A 22,341-nucleotide genomic window follows, 5' to 3' on the forward strand; every position below is an offset into this window, starting at 1 on the left:
TCTAGCGCAGGCCGGGGTCGTAGGCGTCCAGCAGGCGTTCGAGGGCCCGTCGGAACACCGCCTCCAGATCGACGGGCCCGCTCTGCTCCATGAAGGCCGCGGCCAGGCGCGGATACGCGCCGGTGGCCACCTGGCTGCCCAGATAGGCCATCCGGACGGCGTTCTCCTCCTCCTCGGACCACGGCATGGAGCGGGTGCGCTCGATGGTCGCGATGTCGTTCGCGGCGTACGTCGTCACGACCCCGTTCAGCAGGGCGATCAGCTCCGTCTTCGTGCCGGCCGGGACGTCGAGCGGTTCGAGGCAGGCCAGGCAGTGCTCCAGGTAGCGCAGGGTGTTGGGACTGAAGCCGAACAACCCTGACATCAGGCGCGGCACCCAGGTGTGGCGGTACATGATGGCCCGCGTCTCCTCCGCGTTGCGGAGCATGTCGGCGCGCCAGTCGCCCGTGGGCTCGAACAACTCGTGCTCGGCACCGACGGCGTCCACCATCAGCTCGTACAGGTCCTCCTTGCGGGGGACGTAGTTGTACAGCGACATCGTGCCGCAGCCCAGTTCCGCCGCGACATGCCGCATGGACACCGCGTCCAGGCCCTCCGCGTCGGCGATCCGCACCGCCGCCGCCGCGATGTCGGCGCGGGTGAACGCCGGTTTCGGCCCACGGCCGGTGCGCTCGGGGCGCGCCCAGATCACTTCGGGTACGGCCGCTCGGCCCGCCATCGATCATCACCTCGACCTCCATCCTAGTTACGTACACCGTACGTAGTGCGCTATGGTCATGCCATGACTTCTACGTACGCTGTACTTAGTGAGGGTCTGGAGAAGCGGTTCGGTGAGGTCCGTGCCCTGCGCGGGCTGGATCTCGCGGTGGCCGAGGGGACGGTGTGCGGGGTCCTGGGGCCGAACGGGGCGGGCAAGACCACGGCCATACGGCTGCTGACCACGCTGCTGCGGCCGGACGCGGGCTCCGCGCGGGTCGCCGGGCACGACCTCGTCCGGGAGGCCGCCGCCGTACGGAGCCGGATCGGTGTCACCGGACAGGACACGTCGATCGACGGGGACCTCACCGGACGTCAGAACCTGCTGCTGTTCGGCCGGCTGCACCGGGTGCGCGGCCCCGCCGGCCGGACCACGGAACTCCTCGACCGCTTCGGGCTGGCCGAGGCCGCCGACCGGCCCGCCTCCACCTACTCCGGCGGCATGCGGCGCCGGCTGGACCTGGCGGCGAGCCTCATCCGCCGCCCCGAGGTGCTGTTCCTGGACGAGCCGACGACCGGCCTGGACCCGGCCAGCCGCAACCTCATATGGAACGCGGTGCGCGACCTGACCGCCGAGGGCACGACCGTGCTCCTCACCACCCAGTACCTGGAGGAGGCCGACCAACTCGCCGACGACATCGCCCTGGTGGACCGCGGCCGGGTCGCGCACACCGGGTCACCGGCGCAGCTCAAGGCGCTCGTCGGGGCACACGCCGAGGTCGTCGTGCCGGACGCGGGCGCGCTCACGAAGGCGGCGGCCGTCCTCGACCGGCTCACGGGCGCGCAGCCGTCGTTCGACCACGCGCGCAACGCCGTCGGCGCGGTCGCCAAGGACCCGACGCTCACCCTCCCGCTGCTCGTCCGCACGCTGGACTCGGCGGGCGTGCCGCTGCTCGACGTGAGCCTGCGGCCCCCGACCCTCGACGACGTCTTCCTGCGCCTCACGGACACCACGACCACGACCGGCGAGAAGGAGCGTGCCGCATGAGCATGCTGGCGTACGACGGGACCGCGATGCTGGGCCGCCAGCTGCTGCGGATGCGGAACAACCCGGGACTGCTGATCCTCACCCAGACGATGCCCATCAGCATGCTGCTGTTCTTCGGCTACGTCTTCGGCAGCGCCCTGGCGATGCCGGGCGAGGCGTACCGGTCGTTCCTCGTGCCGGGCCTGCTGGTGGCGACCGCCGCGGGCGGGATCATGACCGGCATGTTCCAGGCGGCCCAGGACACGCACCGGGGTGTGGCGAACCGCTTCCGTACGCTGCCGATGAGCCGGGCGGCCGTACCGCTGGGGCAGGCCGCCGCGGACGTGGTGGTCACGGCCGTCGGGACGGTGCCGTTCCTGCTGGTGGGGCTCGCGGTGGGCTGGCGGATCGAGGGCGGTCCGCTCGCGGCGGTCGGGGCCGTCGGGCTGCTGATGCTGTTCCGCTTCGCCTGCACCTGGGCCGGGATCTACCTCGGCCTGCTCACGCGGAACGAGGAGGCGGCCGGTCAGCTGGGCGGGGCGACCTTCCTGCTGCCGCTGCTGTCCAACGCTTACATCCCGACGAGCGGGCTGCCGGGGTGGCTGCGGACGGTCGCCGAGTGGAATCCGATCAGCGCGGTGGCGACGGCTCTGCGGGACTTGTTCGGCAACGCCCCGGTGCCCGACGGAGCGGCCTGGCCGGTGGCTCACCCCGTCGCGGGGGCGCTGCTGTGGTGCGCCGTGCTGCTCGGGGTGTTCGTGCCGCTGGCCGTGCGTCAGTACGCACACGGGGAGCGGTGAAGGGGCGGCCGGAACACCGAAGCCGGACGATGCCCCCGGTCACCGCCGGGCGGGGATGCGGCACCGACTGGGGGCGGGCCGCGCTCGGGTACACACCTGGCGCTGCTGCGTGCCGTGGGGATGACGGACGACGAGTGCGCAGCGTCGCACCAGGGGCGGTGTGACCGCCCGAGCGCGGGTCCCTACTTGCCGCCGAACAGCGAGCGGCGCAGCCTGCGCAGCGGTGCGAAGAGCGAGACGCGGCGCACGCGCGCTCCCCTGCCACTGCGGTCCTGCGGTTGACGCGCGGTCAGTTCACGCATCAGCGAGGTCGCCTCGACCGTCTCCCGCTGCGGGACGGCAGGGCCACCCAGCACCGACAGGTGGCGGTCGAGGCGCGAACTGGTCGCGCTGCTCCCGCAGGTGATCGCAGGGACCCTCGCCCTGCTGCGCACTGTTATCTGTTCCATGTCACTCCCCACCCGTACGAGTCCACCCGGCCCGGGCAGGTTAACCCTATCGCCCCGTCCGGGCACTCGTGTATCGCGGTCACAGGATTCACCTTCCCCATAAGGGGGTTGACGATGTATCTCCGATTACTCTCCGAATCCAACAGATTTCAGGGCGAGTTGGACGATCGGCTGGCTGGTGGGCTGCGGCGATCCGCCGCCGGGCTCGACGGTTACGGCCAGTGACGTCGCGGAGGTTCCGAGACCCGTCGCGACCAGGGGCGTGTCGCCCTCGAAGAGGCCCAGGGAGCGTGGTTGCGCGCCCGGGCGCATGAGCCACAACTGGTGCACTCGGCCGCCCGGCGGGGCACCGTATCCGCCGAGGGTGACCACCGCACTCCCCTCCGTGGCGGAAGCGATCACTCCGATGGTTCGGCCCCGCCCGTCCCGGCCGCTGCTCGCACGGGCGTCCGGAGCCGCGAGAACGTGGGCGATCTCACGTGACCGGTCCCGCTCGGCGGTCAGCTGATCCTGCGTCCGGTTGGCCTGCACCGCGAACAGCGAGGCGACGACGAGGGCCGCCGCGGCGGTGGCCGTGGCGAAGGGCACGAACAGCGGGATCCGGCGCCGCACCCGCTGCCGCGGCGGCGGCCGGGTGCCCCACACGTGCGGCGGCAGCTGCGGCGCACGCGCGCGTACCGGCTCGCGTGCCGCGTCCTGCGGCGCCGGGTCCTGCGGAGTCGTCCGTACGGCGGCCATGACCCGGTCGCGCAGGGCGGCGGGGGGCGGGGCGGCCGCGGACCAGGCGAGCCGGACGGCGTCCTCGGACAGGGCGCGCACCTCTGCGGCGCAGCGGCCGCAGTCCCTCAGGTGCTTTTCGAAGCGGACCCGCTCCGGGGGTTCCAGGGCGTCGAGCGCGTAGGGCGCGGCGAGCGAGTGCGGGTCCTCGCGGCGGAACAGACTCATGCCACGCCTCCCAGGCACTCGCGCATCCGGGTCAGCCCGTCGCGCATCCGCGTCTTGACGGTGCCCAGCGGCAGGGACAGCCGCTCGGCCACCTCACGGTAGGTGTAGCCCTCGTAGTAGGCGAGTGTGACGGACTGGCGCTGGAGGTCGGTGAGCCGGTCCAGGCAGACCCGTACCCACTCGCGTTCGAGTCCCGCCTCGACCTCCTCGGTGACCTGGTCGAAGGCCGGGTGGTGGGCGCGCCAGGCCTCCCGCTGCTCACGCTCGCCGGCCGCACGGGCGCTGCGCACCCGGTCGACGGCACGGCGGTGGGCGAGGGTGAGGATCCACGACATCGCGCTGCCCCGGCCGGGGTCGAACTTCGCGGCCGAACGCCACAGTTCGAGCAGCACCTCCTGCGCCACCTCCTCCGACTGGGCGGGGTCGCGCACCACTCGCCGTACGAGCCCGAACACCGGGCCGGACACCAGCCCGTACAGATCCTCGAAGGCCTGCTGGTCGCCGCCCGCCACGCGCAGCAGCAGCTCGTCCGCCTCCACTCGGTCCCCCTCTCCCAGGCCGCATGGAGCCTGTCCCCTCATACGAGGCATTCGCAACGCACACACCTCCGGATGGGGTTACGGATCAGCGCGCCGAAAACGCGGGTCGCCCGGCGATGAAACAACTTTCCCGACGCGCCGTAAGAACGTTTGAGATTCCACCAATCCGCTTGGCCGACCGCTCCGAATGGCGTGTGTCAGGCAAGTTGGCACTGAGGACGGACGGCATGACACCTTTCTCCAGGACCGGTGCGGGACGCAGGAGCATCGCGACCGCGATCTGTGGTGCGCTGGCCGCCGGCGGGCTCGCAGCCGCCGGTGTGACCGCGCTGGAACCTGAGGCGGCCTCCGCCTCCAGTCACCGCGAAGCCCCCCTGATCTCGGGGACCCCGCAGTACGACAACACCGACGTGTACGCGTTCGTCAGCCCGGACAAGCCGGACACGACGACCATCGTCGCGAACTGGATCCCCTTCGAGGAACCGGCCGGCGGGCCCAACTTCTTCACCTTCGCCGAGGACGCCCAGTACGACCTGCGCATCGACAGCAACGGTGACGCGAAGGAAGACCTGCTCTTCCGGTACACGTTCAAGACGCACACGAAGAACGACAAGACGTTCCTCTACAACACGGGCCCGGTCGAGAGCCTCGACGACCCCGACCTCAACATCACGCAGACGTACGACCTCGAACTGATCAAGCTGAAGAACCTGAAGGCCGTGTCGAAGACCAAGGTCGCCGACGACGTCCCGGTGGCGCCGTCGAACGTCGGCAAGGCGTCGATGCCGGACTACACCACGCTGCGCAAGCAGGCGATCCACAAGCTCGCCGGGGGCGCCCAGACGTTCGCCGGGCAGGCCGACGACCCGTTCTTCCTGGACCTGCGCGTCTTCGACCTGCTGTACGGCGGGAACCTCTCCGAGGTCGGCAACGACACGCTCAAGGGCTACAACGTCAACTCGATCGCCCTCCAGGTCCCCAACAGCTTCATCACCCAGTCGCACGACCAGCCGGTCGTCGGCATCTGGTCGACGACGCAGCGCAAGAACGCCCAGGGCTACTTCGCGCAGGTCTCGCGCCTCGGCAACCCGCTGGTCAACGAGGTCGTCAACCCGCTGAAGGACAAGGACAAGTTCAACGCGTCCGCGCCGCGGGACGACGCCCAGTTCCTGAAGAACGTCACCAACCCGGAGCTGCCCAAGCTCATCGAGGCGATCTACAAGATCCCGGCGCCCGCCGAGCCGCGCAACGACCTGGTCGACGTGTTCCTCAAGGGCGTCAAGGACCTCAACCAGCCGCCGCACGTGACGCCGTCGGAGCAGCTCCGCCTGAACACCTCCATCAAGCCGGCAGCCAAGCCCAAGCGGCTGGGCGTCCTGGACGGCGACACCGCGGGCTTCCCGAACGGCCGTCGCCTGACGGACGACGTGATCGACGCCTCGCTCCAGGTCGTCGAGGGCGAGCTGCTGGGCGCGAAGAACGACCTGGGTGACGCGGTCGACAAGAACGACAAGAAGTTCGAGAAGGCCTTCCCGTACGTCGCGCTGCCGACGGAGGGTTCGCGCGGCCCGCTCGCCAAGGGCGTGGACGGCGGCAACGACGTCCGCAGCCAGCTCGGCGACGCGCTCCAGCCGGCGGGCACCCAGGGCTCGGACGACATGCGCCTGATCGCCGCGTCCGCCGGGGCCGGGGCGGGCGGCATCGTCCTGATCGGCGCGGCCCTCATGTGGTGGCGCCGCATGCGGAACCGGGCGTACTGACCCGCTCCGTACCCACCGACCGGCGCGGCCCGTCCCCCGTCCCCCACGGCACGGGCCGCGCCTCTCCCTCACCACACCCGCACCCGCACAGCCGACTGAGGAGAGGTCATGCCTCCGCGTACGACCGACAGCGCACCGGAGAGGCGCGACGACGACCACCCGCGCCCCGACCAGGGCGGGGGCGCGGCTGCCGAAGCGGGCGACGGGCTGCGCCCGGACTCAGCCGGCGTGGCAGAGGGCGGGCACGACACCGACCCGGTTCCCGGAGCTGTGAGCACGGGAGGCGCGGACTCTCCCGGCACCCACGCCGCGAACGGCACCGGCACCGAAGGCACGCCCGGCACCCACGACCACGACCGTCCCCGCGCCGGGAACGGATCCGCCGCCGAAGGCGATCCTGACGGGCACGGCGGCTCCGGTCCTCGCCCCGAGAACGACCCCGGCGCCGGCGAGCGCGTGGCCGCGGTGCGGCGGGCCGCCGATGGCGGGCGGCGCTGGCGGGCCGCGCATCTGGCCGGGTGTGCCGCGCTGCTGGCCGTCGCGCTGACGGGCGGGGCCGTCGCCTTCGGGAGTGTGGGGGACGGCCGCGCGGGGGCCGGGGTCGAGGCCGTGTCCGCCGGTGGGGCCCTGGCGCCCGGCGTGCTGGCCCGCGGTGATCTCGACTCGGGGATCGGGTCCCTCCAGAAGCATCTTCGCGCCCAGCCGAGGGACTTCGGCAGCTGGGCCACCCTCGGGATCGCCTACGTCGAACAGGCCCGGACGAACGGCGACCCCTCGCGCTATCCGCAGGCCGAGCGGGCGCTGAAGCGGTCCCTGGAGCTGGACCCGGGCAACGACCAGGCTCTCGCAGGCCGGGCCGCCCTCGCCGCCGCCCGGCACGACTTCACCGGCGCGCTGAAGGACGCCGACCGCGCCCTGAAGGAGAACCCCTACAACGAACGCGCCCTGTGCACCCGTATCGACGCCCTCGTCGAACTCGGCCGGTACGAGGACGCCGCCGAGGCCGCCCGCACCGCCGACGGCAGGCGGCCCGGGGTGCCCGTCTTCACGCGGTACGCGTACGTGAAGGAACTGCGCGGCGACGTCCGTACGGCGCGTGACGTGCTGGAGCGCGCCCTGGAAGCCGCCGACTCGCCCGCCGACACCGCGTACGTCGCCACCTCCCTCGGGCAACTCGCCTGGAACCAGGGCGAGTACAAGACGGCCCTCGGCCACTACGCCCGTGCCCTCGCCGCCGACGAGGACTACCTCCCCGCCCTGGAGGGCCGTGCCCGTGCCCAGGCCGCGAACGGCGACCGGGGGGCCGCCGTCGAGGGACTGGAACAGGTCGTCGCCCGCTTCCCGCTGCCCGGCCCGCTCGTCGCCCTCGGGGAGCTGTACGAGGACCGCGGCGCCGACGGCGACCGGGCGAAGGCGGGCGACCAGTACGCCCTCGTCGACGCCTGGACGTCCCTCGCCCGCGCGGGCGGTGTCAACGCCGACCTCGACTCGGCCATGGCCGCCGCCGACCACGGCGATAAGAAGGAGGCCCTGCGCGCCGCCCGCGCCGAGTGGAACCGCCGGCACAGCGTGCACACCGCCGACGCCCTCGCCTGGGCCCTGCACGTCAACGGCCGCGACGAGGAAGCCCTGCCGTACGCCCGCCGCGCCACCGCCACCGGCTACCGCAACGCCGGCTTCCTCTACCACCGGGGCATCATCGAACGTGCCACCGGGAACGAACGCGAGGCCCGCGACCACCTGAAGGCCGCGCTCGACCTGAACCCCGGCTTCTCGCCCCTCGGCGCCCGCGAGGCCCGTACGACACTCAAGGACCTGGAGGGGAGCCGGTGACCCCGCGCCGCCTGTTCGCGTCCGGCGCCGCCGTCCTCACGGCCGCCTGCGCGCTCACCCTGCTGCCCGCCGGCGCGGCGAGCGCCCACCCGCTGGGCAACTTCACAGTCAACCGCTACGACGGTCTGGTCGCCGCCCCCGGCGAACTGCGGGTCCACCACGTCGAGGACCTCGCCGAGATCCCGGCGACCCAGGCGGGACCGGACATCGAGCGGCTGGGCATCACCCTGTGGGCCCGCGAGCGGTGCGCCGCGGCCGCCGCGGACAGCAGGGTCACCGTCGACGGCCGCGGCACCCCGCTCATCGCCGAGCGCAGCCACGCGCGCGTGCGGCCCGGGCAGGCGGGGCTCGACACCCTCCGCGTGGAATGCGAACTGACCGCCCCCCTCCCGTCCGGCGAGTCCGACAGGACCGTGTCGCTCGGCTTCCGGGGCGCGGGCGCCTCCTCCGGCCCGGGCTGGCGGGAGATCACGGCACGGGGCGACCGCATGACGCTCACGGAGTCGGACGTACCGGAGAAGTCGATCTCGGCCGAACTGACCCGCTACCCCGAGGAGTTGCTCTCCTCCCCGGCCGACACCGCGACCGCCGCCCTGCGCGTGCGGCCCGGCGGTGCGGCCCTGGCCGAGGAGGAGTCGGACGCCCCCGCCGCCTCCGTGCTGCCGCGCGGCGCCGACCGCTGGACGCGGGCCCTGGACGACCTGGTCGCCCGGCACGACCTCACCGCGGGCTTCGCCGCGCTGGCCCTGCTCATCGCCGTCGTCCTCGGCGCGATGCACGCGCTTGCCCCGGGCCACGGCAAGACCATCATGGCCGCGACGGCGGCGGCCCGGGGCGGCCAGGCCCGGATGAAGGACGTCCTGCCCATGGCCGCTTCGGTGACGGTCACCCACACCCTGGGCGTGATCGCCCTGGGCCTCCTGGTCACGGCCGGTTCGGCGGCGGCCCCCTCGGTGATCGCCTGGCTCGGCGTCGCCAGCGGGATCCTGGTGACCCTGGCGGGCGCGAGCCTGGTCCGCCGCGCCCTGCGCAACCGCGCGCCCACGCACCACCACGGCCATGGCGGCCACACCCACACACACGACGACGAGAGCCACAGCCACACGCACGACCACCCTCACGACCACGACCACGACCACCCGCACGACAAGCACCACGACCACCCGCACGACCACACCCATCCCCACTCCCACCCCCACACGATCGAGCACACCCACGGCGGGTTCACCCACTCCCACCCCGTCGCCCCCACCCTCCGCGGCACGATCCTCATGGGCTTCGCGGGCGGGCTCGTGCCCAGCCCGTCCGCCGTGGTGGTGCTCGTCGGCGCCGCCGCCCTCGGGCAGGCGTGGTTCGGTCTGCTGCTCGTCGTCGCGTACGGCGTCGGGCTCGCGCTCACCCTCACGGCGGCCGGGTACGCCGTCGTCAAGGCGGGCAGCGGCATGACCCGGCTCCTGGACCGGCGCCCCCGCTGGACGGCGGGCCCACTGGCGACCCTGGTGCGCCGGACCGCCCCGCTCGGCTCGGCCTTCGCCGTGGTGGCGCTCGGGGCCGGACTGGTGTTCAAGGGGGCGGCATCCGCGCTGGGCTGAGTTACGTTCGTGAGGAAATCCGACGTCATGGGGAAAACAGACCTCGTGGAGATTTCGCCCGGCTGCGAATGGGGGCGCCGTGTCCGAAGAACCGGGCCATGAGCGTGTGATCGCGGGCCGCTACCGGCTCCTGGCACCGCTCGGCGAGGGCGGTATGGGGACGGTGTGGCGCGCCCGCGACGAGGTGCTGCACCGCGAGGTCGCCGTCAAGGAGGTGCGCGCCCCGGCCGGGCTGGGGGGCGACGACGTGCGGCGGATGTACGCCCGGCTGGAGCGCGAGGCGTGGGCGGCGGCCCGGGTCGCCAACCGGAACGTGGTCACGGTGTACGACGTGGCGACGGACGGCGGCCGGCCGTGGATCGTCATGGAGCTGGTGCGCGGGCTCTCCCTGGCGGAGGTCCTGGACGCCGAGGGCCCGATGCCGCCGCAGCGTGCCGCGCACATCGGCGCCGAGGTGCTGGCCGCGCTGCGGGCCGCGCACGAGGCCGGGGTGCTGCACCGGGATGTGAAACCGGCCAATGTGCTGATCGCGAACGACGGCCGGATCGTGCTCACCGACTTCGGCATCGCCATGGTCGAGGGCAGCTCCGCGCTGACCATGACCGGGGAGGTCATCGGCTCGCCCGAGTTCCTCGCCCCGGAGCGGGCGCTCGGCCGCACACCGGGCCCGGAGTCCGACCTGTGGTCGCTCGGTGTCCTGCTGTACGCGGCGGTCGAGGGCCAGTCGCCGTTCCGTCAGGACACCCCGCTGAGCACGCTGCGCGCGATCGTCGACGAGGAGCTGCCGCCGCCGCGCCGGGCCGGTCCGCTGGCCCCGGTCATCGAGGGGCTGCTGCGCAAGGATCCCGCGCAGCGGCTGCCGGCCGGGCAGGCCGAGCAGGACCTGCGGGTCATCGGCGCGGGCGGCTCGCCGCGCGCGGACACCGTACGGGCGGTGCCGTACCCGCCGACGGTGGGGGCCCACCCGGAGCCCTCTCCCACGCCTCCGATGCCCTTCCCGGGGCAGCCGGCGCCGTCCGGTTCCGGTGCGACGACGACGGCGACCGGCAGGGACCGCGATCGCCGGGCCGGCCGGGTTCTGGTCGCGGGCGTGGTCGCGCTGGCGCTCGCGGTGGGCGGGCTGACGTACGCGCTGCTGAACCGCGGGGACGGCGACGGGAACGGCGACCGGGGTGCCGGGGCGAGTACGCCCGCGGAGACCAAGGATCCGCCGCGGAACACCGGGAGCGGGAAGTCCAGTCCTTCCCCGACGCCGAGCGAGAGCGAGAGCGAGGAGAGCAGTCCGCCGCCGCAGTCGGTGCGGGTCGGGCTGGACGGCACACGCACGGACTACGCGGGCCCGTGTCCGCCGCCGAGCGCCCAGGCGCCGAGGTTCACGGCGACGTTCACGGTGGAACGGCTGCCGGCCGAGGTGAGCTACCGCTGGGTGACGCAGGACGGCTCGGTGCTGGACGGTGGCTGGAAGACGCTGTCGTTCCCGGAGGGCGACGGCCGTACGAAGCAGGACGCGGTGACCGTGACGACGGACGCGGAGACCGGGACGTTCGAGAACGAGATCGGTGTCGAGGTGCGGGAGCCGGTGCGGACGACGTCCGAGTCGGTGCCGTTCTCGATCACGTGTGAGACGGAGACCCCGACGGGCGGGGCCTCCCCTTCTCCTTCGGACACGGGTTCGGACGGGGGTTCGGACGGGGAGTCGGACACGGACTCCGGCTGAGCGGTCAGTCGTTGGCGTTGAGCACGGGCAGATAGCCGCCCGACTGGCCGGGTGCCTTCGGGTGGTACGACTCGCCGATGTTGAGCCAGTTGACGCTGTGCAGCCAGGAGTCGCCGGAACAGATCTCGTGGCCGGTGAAGGTCGGTCGTGCGTCGCCGAAGGTGAATCCGTGGTTGGCGGCGCGCTTGGCGATGGTGGTGTTGAGGTGGTCGGAGGCGTCGTTGATGGCCTTGCGCTTGGCCTCGGAGAGGCCGAGGCAGGTGGTGCCGAGCTTGTAGAAGCGGGGGTAGCCGAGCACGACGACGTGGGCGTTGGGTGCCTTGGAGCGGATCGCCGAGTACACGCTGTCGAGCCTGCCGGGCAGCGTGGAGTCGACGTACGCCCGTGCGGTGTCGATGCGGGAGATGCAGGCGCTGTCGGACTGGGTCACACAGGTCGTCATGACATCGGCGAATCCGGCGTCGTTGCCGCCGACGGTGATGGAGACGAGGCCGGTGGCGCTGCTCAGCGGGCCGAGCTGTCCGGACAGAACATCACCCGTTCGGGCGCCGGAGCAGGCCGTGAAATCGAAGGTCGAGGGTGAATGGGCGGCGGCCCAGAGGTAGGGGTAGGCCTTCGTGCTGCGTTTGCAGTCGCCGCTTGAGCTGATGTAGCTGCCGGCGCCCACTCCGGAGGAGTAGGAGTCACCGAGCGCTGCATAGCCGCCAGTTGCGGCGAGTGAGGACGCCTGCGCCGTGGCTGCCCCGGTGAGGGCGGTGCCGGCGGCGAGGAGGAGCGAGCTCACGAAGACGACAAGTCGGGAACGTCTCATGGAACCTCCCTTAGCAGGATCTCTGCCACAACTGTCGTAGCAGCTACGCGTGTTGATAGGAAGTGTCCATGCCAAGCCTTTTCGGTCGTTTGGGGGGCGCACACGGCGCATTCACCTCACGTTTTGTTACGCCCCGAGTGCCTCTTGTTACGTGCCCATGACAGATTTGTTGACTAGTGCTCAACTCCCTTGTTCTACGCCGGTAGATGGTCGACGCTTTACTCCGGCCGAGAGCGGAACGCGACGCTCCCGGCCGTGTGCGCGAGCACGCGCACATCCCCCACATGACGCGCGCCCCACCCAGGCGCGCGCCGCCTAGAGGAGGACTCCCTCGTAATGGCACAACTGCGTAGCAAGAGACTCGGGTTCGCCGCGATCACCCTGTCGGCGGCCACCGCCCTCGTGGGCGGGCTCACCGCCCTCCCCGCCCAGGCCGCCGCCCCCGCCGAGGGCCGGGTGCTCGCCGCGGACTCTCCGGCCGCGATCAAGGACAGCTACATCGTCACGCTCAAGAAGAGCGCGGGCGTGAAGGCGTCCTCGGCCGCGGGCAAGGACCTCGTCGAGGAGTACGGCGGGTCCGTGCACAAGACGTTCGGCAAAGCGCTGAACGGCTACTCCGCCACCCTCTCCGCCACCGAGGCCAGGCGCCTCGCCGCCGACCCGGCGGTGGCCTCGGTCGAGCAGAACCAGCGCGTGCGGCTCTCCGCCACCCAGACCAACGCCCCCTGGGGCCTGGACCGCATCGACCAGACCTCGCTCCCGCTCTCCGGCAGCTACACCTACCCGGACAGCGCGGGCAGCGGTGTGACGGTCTATGTGATCGACACCGGTGTGCGCATCACGCACCAGCAGATCAGCGGCCGCGCCGCGCACGGTTACGACGCCGTCGACGGCGACACCAACGCCTCCGACGGCAACGGCCACGGCACCCACGTGGCCACCACGATCGCGGGCTCGACCTACGGCGTCGCCAAGAAGGCGAAAATCGTGGGGGTGCGGGTGCTGAACAACAGCGGCTCCGGCACCACGGCCGGCGTGATCGCGGGCATCGACTGGGTGACGAAGAACCACTCCGGCCCCTCGGTCGCCAACATGTCGCTCGGCGGCGGCGCCTCCGCCGCCCTGGACACGGCGGTCCGCAACTCCATAGCCAGCGGCGTCACCTACGCCGTCGCCGCGGGCAACAGCAGCACCACCGCCTCCTCTTCCTCCCCGGCCCGGGTCGCCGAGGCGATCACCGTCGGCGCCACCACCAGCACCGACGCCAAGGCGAGCTACTCCAACTACGGCTCTGCCCTGGACATCTTCGCGCCCGGCTCCTCCATCACGGCCGGCTGGCACACCAGCGACACCGCGACCAACACCATCTCCGGCACCTCGATGGCGACCCCGCACGTCGCGGGCGCGGCGGCGGTCTACCTGGCGGGCCACACCTCCTCCACCCCGGCCCAGGTCGCCTCGGCCCTGGTCGGCGGCGCCACCACCGGCAAGGTCACCAGCGCGGGTTCGGGCTCCCCGAACCGGCTGCTGAAGCTCGTTCCGTAACCGGAACGGACACCAGCACGGACACCAGCACCTGAACAACCGTTCCCCGGAGGCTCGACACGCCTCCGGGGAACGGTTGTTTCCGTCACCGGAACCTCTCAACTTGCGACCCACGAAGCACATCCCGCAACGCCCAAACCATCAAAAACGTGAGAGGCCGTTCCAGGTCTTGCCATACGGGTTCAATCGTCAATACCGTCATACATCTCACCCGCATCGGTCCGTCAGCACGCGGCTCTAGGGGAGGGCTCAAGGACCGCGACGAACCGACGCGGGGCGCGGTAGGGGGGTGCCGTGCTCGGTGACCGCAACTGTCTCCGGGCCGTGCCGCGCGGTCGGCTGCCGTTTTTCCGCCGTCGACCAGCTTTGCCAGCTCACCCGGCGTGCCCGAAGCTCCATCTCGGCGTGCCACGGGTGAGAACCCCCCTTTCGAACCGGATTGGATCCGGACTGCCCTGGGGGGGCGGTCCACCGGACGAGAGGGACCAGACTCGTGAGCTCAGTTCTGCAACCGGCCGCGGCGGAGCAGCATCCGCCGACCGCCGGGAAGTACCGGCCCGTCTCCTCTCACCTGGCCATAGCGCCACCGGTGAGCGTGGTCATCCCGGCCATGAACGAGGCGGAGAACCTTCCGTACGTCTTCAAGACCCTGCCCGACTGGATCCACGAAGTGGTCCTGGTCGACGGCAACTCCACCGACGACACCGTCCAGGTGGCCCGTGAGCTGTGGCCCGACGTCAAGGTCGTCGAGCAGCGCGGCAAGGGCAAGGGCGACGCCCTGATCACCGGGTTCCAGGCGTGCACCGGCGACATCATCGTGATGGTCGACGCGGACGGCTCGGCGGACGGCAACGAGATCGTGTCGTACGTCTCCGCCCTGGTCTCCGGCGCGGACTTCGCCAAGGGCTCCCGCTTCGCCAACGGCGGCGGCACGGACGACATGACCTTCATCCGCAAGCTCGGCAACTGGGCGCTGTGCACGGTCGTCAACCGCAAGTTCGGCGCCCGCTACACCGACCTGTGCTACGGCTACAACGCGTTCTGGCGGCACTGCCTCGACAAGATCGACCTCGACTGCACCGGCTTCGAGGTCGAGACGCTGATGAACATCCGGGTCGTCAAGGCCGGGCTCAAGGTGCAGGAGATCCCGAGCCACGAGTACCTGCGCATCCACGGGACCAGCAACCTGCGGGCCGTGCGCGACGGGCTGCGCGTGCTCAGGGTGATCCTCCAGGAGCGCTCCAACCGCCGGGCGCTGCGCCGCCGTTCGTCCCAGTCGCCGATGCTCGACTCGGTCCGGGGAGAGGTGTCTTGAGCGGTCCCGGCATCTCCGTCGTGATCTGCGCGTACACCGAGGACCGCTGGGAGGACATCCTCGCGGCGGTCTCCTCGGTACGGGCGCAGTCACGGCCGGCCCTGGAGACGCTGCTGGTCGTCGACCACAACCAGGCCCTTCTGGACCGTCTCGGCAAGGAGTACAAGGAAGCCGACGACGTGCGGGTGCTCGCCAACGCGGGCCCCCGCGGCCTGTCCGCCGGCCGCAACACCGGAATCGCGGCCGCGCGCGGCGAGGTCGTCGCCTTCCTCGACGACGACGCCGTGGCCGAGCGCGACTGGCTGCTGCACTTCGCCGAGGCGTACGCCGACCCGCGCGTGATGGCGGTCGGCGGGCGCACGGAGCCGGTCTGGGCGTCGGGGCGGCGGCCCGACTGGTTCCCCGAGGAGTTCGACTGGGTGGTGGGCTGCACCTACCGGGGCCTGCCGCGGGGCCGGGTCCGGGTGCGCAACGTGCTCGGTGGCAACGCCTCGTTCCGCCGCAGTGCCTTCGACGCGGCGGGCGGCTTCGCCACCGGCATCGGCCGGGACGGCGACAAACGCCCGCTGGGCTGCGAGGAGACGGAACTGTGCATCCGCCTCAGCCGGGCCCGGCCCGACGCGGTGCTGCTGATCGACGACCGGGCGGTGATCCATCACCGGGTGCCCGAGGCCCGCGAGCACTTCCGCTACTTCCGCACGCGCGCGTACGCCGAGGGCCTGTCCAAGGCCCTGGTGGCCCGGAGCGTCGGCGCCGGCAAGGGACTGGAGTCCGAACGCCGGTACGCCACCCGGGTGCTGCCGGCCGGGGTGGCCCGGGGGCTGCGGGACGCGCTGCTGGCCCGCCCGGGCGGTGCCGGGCGGGCGGGGGCGATCGTCGCCGGGGTGCTGACGGCGGCGGGCGGATACGTGGTGGGCAGCGTGCGGGCCCGCCGGGGCGGGACCACGTTCTCGGTGCCCGAGGTGCCGGCCGCCGGAGCCGCGGGCCCGCGCGCGCCTGCCGAGGGGGCGGCGCTGGAAGGGGCGGGTCCGTGAGCGACGTGCGCGTACCTATCCTCATGTACCACGCGGTCGCGACCGATCCGAACGACGCGACCCGCGATCTGTCCGTGACGCCTGAGGCGTTCGCCCAGCAGATGGCGGTGCTCGCGGACCGGGGTCTCACCCCCGTCACCACCGCCGAGCTGGCGGCGTGCTGGCGCTCCGGCGGCGCGCTGCCGGGGCGGCCGGTCCTCATCACGTTCGACGACGGCTACGAGGGTGTGCACCGGCACGCCCTGCCCGTGCTCGCCAAGCACGGCTTCCCGGCCACCCTGTTCGTCTCGACCGGATGGATCCGGGGGCCCTACGACACCGGCGGCGGCCTGGACACCATGCTGGACTGGGACCAGGTCCGCGAGCTCGCGGCGGCGGGCGTCGAGATCGGCGGGCACAGCCACAGCCACCCGCAGCTCGACCAGGTCTCCGACGCCACACTGCGGTTCGAGCTGATCCACTGCAAGGAGATCGTCGCGGACCAACTGGGCACCGTACCGGCCTCGTTCGCCTATCCCTACGGCTACTCCAGCCGCCGGGTCCGGCAGGCGGTGCGCGAGACGGGGTACGCCCAGGCACTCGCCGTCGGCAACGGCCTCGCGCGCCGGGCGCAGGGGCCGTACGCCCTGCGGCGGGTGACGGTGCGCCGCAGCACGGGCACCGACGAGTTCGAGCGGGTGGTCGAAGGCCGTGCGATCGCCCGTACGTTCGCCAGGGACCGTGCCCTCACCAAGGGGTACGCCGTGGTCCGCAGGACACGCCAGGCCCGCCGGCTGGTCTCCCGCCTCGGGGCCTGACCCGCACCTGGGAAAACGCCGCGTGCGCACCGGGAAACCGGGTGCACGCGGCGTCCTCGTGCCGGATCATGGCGGCATGTCTGGAAACCCGCACGAGGCGCTGCCGATCCGGCTCAACGTCGACGACTCCGACTCCCCGTCCGATGTCGTCGACGCGCTGTTCCTCGGCCGCTTCGCGACGGGCGAGCAGCCGTACTCCCACGCGGTGAACATCGACCGCGTACGCTCCGGGGCGACGCTGATGCCGTCCGGTGCCCGCGTGCTGCGGGCCGCCCGGGACGACGACCGCAGCGCGACGCTCGCGGAGGGCGACGGCTGGACGCTGCTGATCTCCCGCTGGAACCGGGGCGCCGACGTCACGGTCACGGCGACCAGTGCCGAGCTGGCGAAGAAGGTCCTCGACCAGGCCACGGACGGCGCGGCGGACGAACCGGAACCGCAGCCGGAGAACGTCACGATGGGCTTCTGGTACGTCTCCCCGCGCCGCGGCCCGCACCGCACCACGCGCCAGATCTCGGCGGGCACCTGGGACGAGGTCCGGCCCAACTACACGGCGCCGGTGGCGGACGCGATGGACCGCCTGATGAAGACGACCCCCGAGGACATCTCGGGCCGGCTCCTCCTCCTGCACGGCCCGCCGGGCACCGGCAAGACGTCGGCGCTGCGCACCCTCGCCCGTTCGTGGCGGGACTGGTGCCAGGTGGACTGCGTCCTGGACCCCGAGCGGCTGTTCAGTGACGTCGGCTATCTGATGGACATCGCGATCGGTGAGGAGGACGCGGCGGGCAAGGGCCGCTGGCGGCTGCTGCTCCTGGAGGACTGCGACGAGCTGATCCGCGGCGAGGCCAAGCACACGGCGGGCCAGGCGCTGTCGCGGCTGCTGAACCTGACGGACGGGCTGCTCGGCCAGGGCCGCAACGTCCTGGTCGGGGTCACGACCAACGAGGACCTGGAGCGTCTGCACCCCGCCGTCGTCCGGCCCGGCCGCTGTCTCGCCCGGATCGAGGTGGGTCCGCTGACCCGCTCGGAGGCGGTGGGCTGGCTGGGCCGCGAGGACGGCATCGGCCGCGAGGGCGCGACGCTGGCCGAGCTGTACGCGCTGCGCCGGGGCACTTCCCCGACGGCCCTGCCGGAGCCGCGTGGGGACGCCGACGCGGGGCTGTATCTGTAGGAGGTCCACGCGCGCCGGTGTTTTGATGGGTCTATGACCCTGTTCGTCGGCACGTCCGGGTGGCAGTACAAGGACTGGCGGGACGTCCTGTACCCGTCCGGGCTGCCGATGCGGCTCTGGCTGGAGGAGTACGCGGGGCACTTCGCCACCGTCGAGATCAACAACGCCTTCTACCGGCTGCCGGCGCGGGAGACGTTCGAGGACTGGCGCGGTCGGGTGCCCGCGGACTTCGTGGTCGCGGTCAAGGCGAGCCGCTATCTGACCCACATCAAACGGCTCAAGGACCCCGAGGAGCCGGTCGGCCGCCTGATGAGCCACGCGGCGGGCCTGGGTGACCGGCTCGGCCCGGTCCTGCTCCAGCTCCCGCCGAACCTGCGCGCCGATCCCGGCCTGCTGGACGCCTGCCTGGCCTGCTTCCCCGCCTCGACCCGGGTCGCGGTCGAGCCCCGCCACGAGTCCTGGTGGACGCCGGAGGTGCGCACGGTCCTCGAGTCCCGGCAGGCGGCCCTGTGCTGGGCCGACGCCCTGGCCCGCCCCGCGACCCCGCTGTGGCGCACCACCGGCTGGGGCTACGTCCGCTTCCACCAGGGCCGCGCCCGGCCCTGGCCGCACTACGGCCGCCGCTCGCTGGCCACCTGGCTCGACCGCATCGCCACGACCTGGCCCGCCGGCGAGGACGTCTACGCCTACTTCAACAACGACCCGGGGGGTGCGGCGGTGGAGGACGCGATGACGTTCGCGCGGCTGGGGAGATCGGCGGGCCTGGAGATCACACGGACACCTGAGCGTCTGACGCGGGCCGGCTGAGCAACGCCCTGACCCCCTAGAGGTGTCCGCGAAGTCCCGTGCGGTGCCGCTGTGCGGGCCCGTGCGGCCCCCCTCTGAGCCTTACTCCCCGTAAGCCGCCCGCAGGGCGTCCCGTACCGCGGCGAGTGCCGCGTCCTCCCCCTGCCCGAGCCTTCGAGCCCGCTCCACGTACGCCTGGGCGGCGACCGCCAGCTCCCGGTCCGCCGCCGAGCCGGCGGCGGCCACGAACGTGCCGTGGCGCCCGCGCGTCTCGATCACGCCGTCCGCCTCCAGCGCCCGGTACGCCTTGGCGACCGTGTTCGCGGCGAGCCCCAGCGACTCGGCCAGCCCCCGCACGGTCGGCAGCCGGTATCCCACCGGCAGCTCCCCCGAACGCGCCTGCTCGGAGATCCGCGCCCGCACCTGCTCGTACGGCGGAGCACTGTCGTCGATGTCGATCTTCAAGGTCACAGGCCGATTGTCCCGTACCCGACGGAAAATGGGAGGCACCCGGCGTGCGCCCCCGCGTAACGTGCGCCTCCATGACCGTGATCGTGCGCGACCTGCGACCCGATGTCCGAGCCGACGCCGAGGGGTTCTCCCGGACCCGCCGCCTCGCCCTGCCCTACATGCTGTCCACGCCCGAGTCCGTGGTGCACACCCTGACCGGCGCCCACCCGGACGCCCACTTCGGGCAGCTCGTCGCCGAGGAGGACGGCGAGATCATCGGCACGGCCCAGATCAGCGTCGCCCACGAGAGCCCGGAGCCCGGCCAGGGCTCCGCCAACATCTACGTGCGCCCCGACCGCACGCGGCGCGGCGCCGGTTCGCTCCTGCTGCGCACCGCCGAGGAGCGCCTGGCGGGGCTGGGCGTGCGGAAGCTGTTCGCCTGGGTGCTGGACGAGCCGGACAACCTCGCCTTCGCCGAGCGGCACGGCTTCCGGGCCAGCCGCTCCGCCTACTTCCTGCGCCTCGACCTGGCGGGCGGCACGCTGCCGCCGCGCGAGGACCCGCCGGCCGGTGTCGAGCTGCGCACGGCCGCAGACTTCGCGGACGACCCGCGCCCGATGTTCGAACTGGACGCCGAGACGGTGTCGGACGAACCGGGGGACATCGAGGCCGAGTTCACGGACTACGAGGCCTGGCTGGAACAGAACTGGAAGCACCCGCTCCTCAACCGCGAGCTGACCACGGTGGCGGTCGTCGACGGCCGCCCCGCCGCCTTCAGCGTGGCGCACACGGACGGCAGCCGCTACGGGACCGCCATGACCGGCACCGCCCGCGCCTTCCGCGGCCGGGGCCTGGCGAAGCTCGCCAAGAACGACTCCCTGCACCGGGCCCGTGCCGCCGGGTACACGGAGGCGTTCACGGGTAACGACACCGGCAACGAGCCGATGATCGCCATCAACAAGTGGTTCGGCTACGAGATCTGTGCGAAGGAAGTGCGCTATGTCCGCGAACTCGGCTGACGGGTCCGGCCGGCTGGACGTCGTGCTCGTCAAGGCGGGCCGTACGAAGATCCGGTACGCCGGTGAGCTCCTGACGGACGACGGCACCCGTGTCGCGGTCCGCGCCCCGTGGGCGGGCAGCGGCGTCCGCGACTTCGGCTTCGTCCGCTTCGAGCCGGGGGACGTCTTCACGGAGTACTACTGGCGTGACCGCTGGTACGCGGTGAAGGAGGTCCGCTCCGCCACGGGCGCGCTGAAGGGCTGGTACTGCGACATCACCCGCCCCGCCGCGCGCTCCGGCCCCGAGCTGGTCGTGGAGGACCTCGACCTGGACCTGTGGGTCTCCGCGGACGGCACGGACGTACGGCGCCTGGACGAGGACGAGTTCGCCGACAGCGGCATCGACAAGACGGACCCCGAGGCAGCAGCAGCCGCGCTCGCCGCGCTCGACGAACTGGAGGCACTGGCCCGCGGCGGCGATTTCACCGCGCTCCTGGCCTGAACCCTCCCCCTTCACGCCGTCACGGCCACCACCGCGTACCGCTCGTCCGTCACCTCCCCGCCCCACAGCAGGGGATCGCCGGACAGCCGCTCCACCCTCACCTGCCCGGCGATCGGCGTGAGAAGGCCGGTGAGCCGCTCCGCCGGTATCCCGACCGGCCCGGCCGTCCCCCACACGCCCTCGACCAGCACGAGCCGCCCTCCCGGCCGCAGCAGCCCGGCCCAGTGCCGCAGAGCGCGGCCGGGGTCGGGCAGGGCCCACAGGACATGCCGGACGAGCACGGCGTCGAAGCGCTGCTCCCCGACCGGTGGTGCCGCCGCGTCACCGATGAGGAACGCCGCGTCACGCCCGGCCAGTTTCTGCCGGGCGAGCGTCACCATCGCCGGGAGAGATCCACACCCGTCACTCTGTGCCCCTGCTCGGACGCGAGGAGCGACAGACTGCCGGTGCCGCAGCCGAGATCCAGGACGTCACCGGCCCGCCCGGGCAGCCAGGAGCGCAGCCGCGCGGCCCAGGCCCGGCGCACCTCCGGGTCGCGCAGTCCGTGGTCCGGCTCCTCGTCGAAGCCGGCGGCCCGCGCGTCCCAGTCCATGTCGGCGCCGGTGTTCCCCGAGGTCGTTGCGTCACTGTCGTTCGCCATGTGCCCAAGAGTGACACCCGCCACTGACACTCGAATCGTGACAGCCGCCACTGACAGACCAGGAGCGATGAGGAACTCTCCCCCGAAAGGTCTACCTCCGTGAGAACGCGGAACCCGGTAGACCCTTAAGGAGGCAGCCATGCGCCGTGTGACCGTGCAGAAGCCCCTGAAGAAGACGGACGTCCGCCGGGCCCGCGAGGAGGCCGACGAGCGTCCCGCGGGACGCCCGGAAGTCCGCAAGGACATCGCACGCACGTGGTGGCCGGACGCCTGAGCGGCCGGTACCGATCACGAGACCCGTTCAGAACAGCCGCTTACGGTAGTGGACGCGGTCGTAGGGCCCGTCCAGTCGTCGCTCCACCAACTCATAGCCGTACTTCGGATAGATCTTCTGGTTCTCCCACATCAGCGCGTTCGTGTAGAGCCTGACCTCGGGCAGCGCCAGCGCACGCGCGTGCGCGTCCACGAAGCGCAGCAGCCGTCGCCCCACTCCCCCGCCGTGCGCGGTGGGGTGGACGGCGATGATGTCGAGGAAGAGATGGTCCTCGAACGCCTCGACCACGACGAGGCCGGTCACGGGCTCGCCCGTCACGTACACCTTGCCCGCGGCCACGTTCGCCGCGTGGTCCTCCTCCATGGGCTGCGGCACCCGCCCGATGCGCTCGATGTAGGGGCGGAAGGCCGCGTCGATCACGTCCTTGACGACCGGTACGTCGGCCGCGCCGGCCGGCCGGATCTCCTCGTCCTCCATGTCCCGCACGGTACCTACCTGATGCCAGTCTGAGCACTCCCTTAACGCGGCCATAAGGATCTCCCTCACCCGCCTTCAGCAGGCGATTTTGCGGTTCTCAGGGGCTAGCTTCGGATCGCCCCCACGGGATCCGGCCCACCCCGGCCCGGCCTGTCCCCACGTACCGTTTCGAGGAGTTCCCGC

22 protein-coding genes and 1 pseudogene are annotated in these 22,341 nt (G+C 72.2%); 15 read left to right on the forward strand and 8 right to left on the reverse strand.

All coding sequences use genetic code 11. The features are described from left to right. Position 1 precedes the first annotated feature (1 nt). Positions 2–718: a TetR/AcrR family transcriptional regulator gene (locus tag CP976_RS09705; protein WP_150479973.1), complete on the reverse strand. Its 717-nt coding sequence runs from the start codon at positions 716–718 to the stop codon at positions 2–4. 63 nt (positions 719–781) lie between these two features. On the opposite strand from CP976_RS09705, the gene CP976_RS09710 reads away from it, so the two are divergent. Beyond that, a complete protein-coding gene (locus CP976_RS09710) occupies positions 782–1,744 on the forward strand; it encodes an ATP-binding cassette domain-containing protein (RefSeq protein WP_150479974.1) in 963 nt (320 codons plus the stop codon). Beyond that, positions 1,741–2,523 (forward strand): ABC transporter permease, encoded by a 783-nt coding sequence (locus tag CP976_RS09715; protein WP_150479975.1) that lies wholly within the window; start codon positions 1,741–1,743, stop codon positions 2,521–2,523. The genes CP976_RS09710 and CP976_RS09715 overlap by 4 nt, the downstream gene beginning before the upstream one ends. A gap of 182 nt (positions 2,524–2,705) precedes the next feature. Here CP976_RS09715 and CP976_RS09720 read toward each other — a convergent pair whose 3' ends face one another. The 3 genes from CP976_RS09720 to CP976_RS09730 all read right to left on the reverse strand — a co-directional run bounded on the left by CP976_RS09720 (position 2,706) and on the right by CP976_RS09730 (position 4,456). After that, a complete protein-coding gene (locus CP976_RS09720) occupies positions 2,706–2,972 on the reverse strand; it encodes a hypothetical protein (RefSeq protein ID WP_086841716.1) in 267 nt (88 codons plus the stop codon). Positions 2,973–3,098: 126 nt separating this feature from the next. Continuing rightward, positions 3,099–3,917: an anti-sigma factor gene (locus CP976_RS09725; RefSeq protein WP_150479976.1), complete on the reverse strand. Its 819-nt coding sequence runs from the start codon at positions 3,915–3,917 to the stop codon at positions 3,099–3,101. Further along, on the reverse strand, positions 3,914–4,456 hold the full coding sequence (locus tag CP976_RS09730; RefSeq protein ID WP_167537312.1) for a sigma-70 family RNA polymerase sigma factor: 543 nt from the start codon (positions 4,454–4,456) through the stop codon (positions 3,914–3,916). The genes CP976_RS09725 and CP976_RS09730 overlap by 4 nt, the downstream gene beginning before the upstream one ends. Positions 4,457–4,683: 227 nt before the next feature. Here CP976_RS09730 and CP976_RS09735 point away from each other — a divergent pair, with 227 nt between their 5' ends. The 4 genes from CP976_RS09735 (at position 4,684) to CP976_RS09750 (ending at position 11,358) form a co-directional block, all read left to right on the forward strand. Next, on the forward strand, positions 4,684–6,216 hold the full coding sequence (locus CP976_RS09735; protein WP_150479978.1) for a DUF4331 domain-containing protein: 1,533 nt from the start codon (positions 4,684–4,686) through the stop codon (positions 6,214–6,216). 108 nt (positions 6,217–6,324) lie between these two features. Then, a complete protein-coding gene (locus tag CP976_RS09740; protein ID WP_150479979.1) occupies positions 6,325–8,049 on the forward strand; it encodes a tetratricopeptide repeat protein in 1,725 nt (574 codons plus the stop codon). After that, positions 8,046–9,641 carry a HoxN/HupN/NixA family nickel/cobalt transporter gene (locus CP976_RS09745; RefSeq protein WP_150479980.1) on the forward strand — a complete coding sequence of 532 codons (1,596 nt, stop codon included), beginning with the start codon at positions 8,046–8,048 and terminating at the stop codon, positions 9,639–9,641. The genes CP976_RS09740 and CP976_RS09745 overlap by 4 nt, the downstream gene beginning before the upstream one ends. A 79-nt stretch (positions 9,642–9,720) precedes the next feature. Continuing rightward, positions 9,721–11,358, forward strand: a complete 1,638-nt coding sequence (locus tag CP976_RS09750; protein WP_229876117.1) for a serine/threonine-protein kinase — start codon at positions 9,721–9,723, stop codon at positions 11,356–11,358. Positions 11,359–11,362: 4 nt separating this feature from the next. On the opposite strand, the gene CP976_RS09755 is transcribed toward CP976_RS09750, so the two are convergent. Then, on the reverse strand, positions 11,363–12,169 hold the full coding sequence (locus CP976_RS09755; RefSeq protein ID WP_150479981.1) for an SGNH/GDSL hydrolase family protein: 807 nt from the start codon (positions 12,167–12,169) through the stop codon (positions 11,363–11,365). Positions 12,170–12,505: 336 nt separating this feature from the next. On the opposite strand from CP976_RS09755, the gene CP976_RS09760 reads away from it, so the two are divergent. From CP976_RS09760 to CP976_RS09785, 6 genes are all read left to right on the forward strand, one after another. Then, positions 12,506–13,714, forward strand: a complete 1,209-nt coding sequence (locus CP976_RS09760) for a S8 family peptidase (protein ID WP_150479982.1) — start codon at positions 12,506–12,508, stop codon at positions 13,712–13,714. A 493-nt stretch (positions 13,715–14,207) separates the two neighbouring features. Further along, positions 14,208–15,029: a glycosyltransferase family 2 protein gene (locus tag CP976_RS09765; protein ID WP_086605655.1), complete on the forward strand. Its 822-nt coding sequence runs from the start codon at positions 14,208–14,210 to the stop codon at positions 15,027–15,029. Continuing rightward, positions 15,026–16,063: a glycosyltransferase family 2 protein gene (locus tag CP976_RS09770; RefSeq protein ID WP_150479983.1), complete on the forward strand. Its 1,038-nt coding sequence runs from the start codon at positions 15,026–15,028 to the stop codon at positions 16,061–16,063. Before CP976_RS09765 ends, CP976_RS09770 begins: the two co-directional genes overlap by 4 nt. Beyond that, positions 16,060–16,860 carry a polysaccharide deacetylase family protein gene (locus CP976_RS09775; RefSeq protein ID WP_190146978.1) on the forward strand — a complete coding sequence of 267 codons (801 nt, stop codon included), beginning with the start codon at positions 16,060–16,062 and terminating at the stop codon, positions 16,858–16,860. Before CP976_RS09770 ends, CP976_RS09775 begins: the two co-directional genes overlap by 4 nt. A gap of 76 nt (positions 16,861–16,936) precedes the next feature. Beyond that, entirely contained in the window at positions 16,937–18,031 is a 1,095-nt protein-coding gene (locus CP976_RS09780; protein ID WP_150479984.1) for a DUF5925 domain-containing protein, read from the forward strand. Between the two features lie 33 nt (positions 18,032–18,064). Beyond that, the gene (locus CP976_RS09785) at positions 18,065–18,838 is read left to right on the forward strand and encodes a DUF72 domain-containing protein (RefSeq protein ID WP_150479985.1); all 774 of its coding nucleotides are present in this window, start codon (positions 18,065–18,067) and stop codon (positions 18,836–18,838) included. An 81-nt stretch (positions 18,839–18,919) separates the two neighbouring features. Here CP976_RS09785 and CP976_RS09790 read toward each other — a convergent pair whose 3' ends face one another. Continuing rightward, the gene (locus CP976_RS09790; RefSeq protein ID WP_190146979.1) at positions 18,920–19,288 is read right to left on the reverse strand and encodes a GntR family transcriptional regulator; all 369 of its coding nucleotides are present in this window, start codon (positions 19,286–19,288) and stop codon (positions 18,920–18,922) included. A 71-nt stretch (positions 19,289–19,359) separates the two neighbouring features. Here CP976_RS09790 and CP976_RS09795 point away from each other — a divergent pair, with 71 nt between their 5' ends. Both CP976_RS09795 and CP976_RS09800 read left to right on the forward strand, forming a co-directional pair. Continuing rightward, a complete protein-coding gene (locus CP976_RS09795) occupies positions 19,360–20,286 on the forward strand; it encodes a GNAT family N-acetyltransferase (protein ID WP_150479987.1) in 927 nt (308 codons plus the stop codon). Continuing rightward, positions 20,267–20,767 carry a ribonuclease FAU-1 family protein gene (locus tag CP976_RS09800; protein WP_150479988.1) on the forward strand — a complete coding sequence of 167 codons (501 nt, stop codon included), beginning with the start codon at positions 20,267–20,269 and terminating at the stop codon, positions 20,765–20,767. The genes CP976_RS09795 and CP976_RS09800 overlap by 20 nt, the downstream gene beginning before the upstream one ends. A 23-nt stretch (positions 20,768–20,790) precedes the next feature. Here CP976_RS09800 and CP976_RS09805 read toward each other — a convergent pair. After that, a pseudogene (locus CP976_RS09805) lies at positions 20,791–21,407 on the reverse strand (class I SAM-dependent methyltransferase); the annotation flags it as partial. Between the two features lie 139 nt (positions 21,408–21,546). On the opposite strand from CP976_RS09805, the gene CP976_RS44320 reads away from it, so the two are divergent. Beyond that, positions 21,547–21,681 carry a hypothetical protein gene (locus CP976_RS44320; RefSeq protein ID WP_010046145.1) on the forward strand — a complete coding sequence of 45 codons (135 nt, stop codon included), beginning with the start codon at positions 21,547–21,549 and terminating at the stop codon, positions 21,679–21,681. A 27-nt stretch (positions 21,682–21,708) separates the two neighbouring features. On the opposite strand, the gene CP976_RS09815 is transcribed toward CP976_RS44320, so the two are convergent. After that, positions 21,709–22,158, reverse strand: a complete 450-nt coding sequence (locus CP976_RS09815) for a GNAT family N-acetyltransferase (protein ID WP_150479989.1) — start codon at positions 22,156–22,158, stop codon at positions 21,709–21,711. Positions 22,159–22,341: the final 183 nt, after the last annotated feature.

Origin of the sequence: Streptomyces coeruleorubidus (genome assembly GCF_008705135.1) — a bacterium.
Lineage (GTDB): Bacteria > Actinomycetota > Actinomycetes > Streptomycetales > Streptomycetaceae > Streptomyces > Streptomyces coeruleofuscus.

Bases quoted from the DNA above. Each gene is read 5' to 3' on its own strand.
- CP976_RS09705 (WP_150479973.1), bottom strand. From the start codon at position 718: ATGGCGGGCCGAGCGGCCGTACCCGAAGTGATCTGGGCGCGCCCCGAG.
- CP976_RS09710 (WP_150479974.1), top strand. From the start codon at position 782: ATGACTTCTACGTACGCTGTACTTAGTGAGGGTCTGGAGAAGCGGTTC.
- CP976_RS09715 (WP_150479975.1), top strand. From the start codon at position 1,741: ATGAGCATGCTGGCGTACGACGGGACCGCGATGCTGGGCCGCCAGCTG.
- CP976_RS09720 (WP_086841716.1), bottom strand. From the start codon at position 2,972: ATGGAACAGATAACAGTGCGCAGCAGGGCGAGGGTCCCTGCGATCACC.
- CP976_RS09725 (WP_150479976.1), bottom strand. From the start codon at position 3,917: ATGAGTCTGTTCCGCCGCGAGGACCCGCACTCGCTCGCCGCGCCCTAC.
- CP976_RS09735 (WP_150479978.1), top strand. From the start codon at position 4,684: ATGACACCTTTCTCCAGGACCGGTGCGGGACGCAGGAGCATCGCGACC.
- CP976_RS09740 (WP_150479979.1), top strand. From the start codon at position 6,325: ATGCCTCCGCGTACGACCGACAGCGCACCGGAGAGGCGCGACGACGAC.
- CP976_RS09755 (WP_150479981.1), bottom strand. From the start codon at position 12,169: ATGAGACGTTCCCGACTTGTCGTCTTCGTGAGCTCGCTCCTCCTCGCC.
- CP976_RS09760 (WP_150479982.1), top strand. From the start codon at position 12,506: ATGGCACAACTGCGTAGCAAGAGACTCGGGTTCGCCGCGATCACCCTG.
- CP976_RS09780 (WP_150479984.1), top strand. From the start codon at position 16,937: ATGTCTGGAAACCCGCACGAGGCGCTGCCGATCCGGCTCAACGTCGAC.
- CP976_RS09785 (WP_150479985.1), top strand. From the start codon at position 18,065: ATGACCCTGTTCGTCGGCACGTCCGGGTGGCAGTACAAGGACTGGCGG.
- CP976_RS09795 (WP_150479987.1), top strand. From the start codon at position 19,360: ATGACCGTGATCGTGCGCGACCTGCGACCCGATGTCCGAGCCGACGCC.
- CP976_RS09800 (WP_150479988.1), top strand. From the start codon at position 20,267: ATGTCCGCGAACTCGGCTGACGGGTCCGGCCGGCTGGACGTCGTGCTC.
- CP976_RS44320 (WP_010046145.1), top strand. From the start codon at position 21,547: ATGCGCCGTGTGACCGTGCAGAAGCCCCTGAAGAAGACGGACGTCCGC.
- CP976_RS09815 (WP_150479989.1), bottom strand. From the start codon at position 22,158: ATGGAGGACGAGGAGATCCGGCCGGCCGGCGCGGCCGACGTACCGGTC.